At 75.8% G+C, this 689-nt stretch carries 1 protein-coding gene; it reads right to left on the reverse strand.

What is annotated here, in order from left to right:
- Positions 1-689, reverse strand: a 689-nt coding sequence (locus FV230_RS28990) for a transporter associated domain-containing protein (protein WP_147844803.1), incomplete at both ends; no start/stop codon positions are given.

The following is a 689-nucleotide window of genomic DNA, read 5'->3' on the forward strand; positions in this document are numbered from 1 at the left end:
GCGGGGGCAGGGCGAGCGGCACGGCGGAGGCCGCGATGCGGGCGGGCCCGCGCTGGAAGCGCAGGCGCTTGAGGCGGCGCGGGTCGGCGTCGAGCACCTCGAACTCGAGGTCGCCGGGGCCGGCGATGAGCTCGCCGCGCGAGGGCACGCGGCCGGCCAGCGTCACGATCATGCCGCCGATCGTGTCGATCTCCTCGGCCATCTCGCCCACCGCCGCGACGAGGTCGACGCCGGTGGCCTCGGAGACCTCGGCCAGCGGCGCGCGGGCGTCGGCCACGAACACCTCGGCCTCGCCTTCGAGGCGCTGGACGAGGCGGCCCTCGACCACGTCGTGCTCGTCCTCGATGTCGCCGACCACCATCTCGATGAGGTCCTCGATCGAGATCAGCCCGTCGGTGCCGCCGTACTCGTCGATGACGAGCGCCATGTGGGTGCGGGTCGCCTGCATCCGCACCAGCAGGTCGATCGCCGGCATCGAGGGCGGCACGAACAGCACCGGCCGCTGGATGCGGGTGGAGGCGAGCGTCGCGGTGAGGTCGACGTTGCCGAGGTTGAGCGTGCGCAGGGCGCGGGCGGGCGCCCGGCGCACCCGCGGGGCGGGCTTCTGCGCGTCCTTCAGCGCATCCTTGGCCGCCTCGGCCTCGGCGGGGGCGGGCGTCGCGCCGTTGGCGGCGGCCGCGGCGCTGCGG

This window comes from Methylobacterium sp. WL6 (genome assembly GCF_008040095.1).
Classification (GTDB): Bacteria; Pseudomonadota; Alphaproteobacteria; order Rhizobiales; family Beijerinckiaceae; genus Methylobacterium.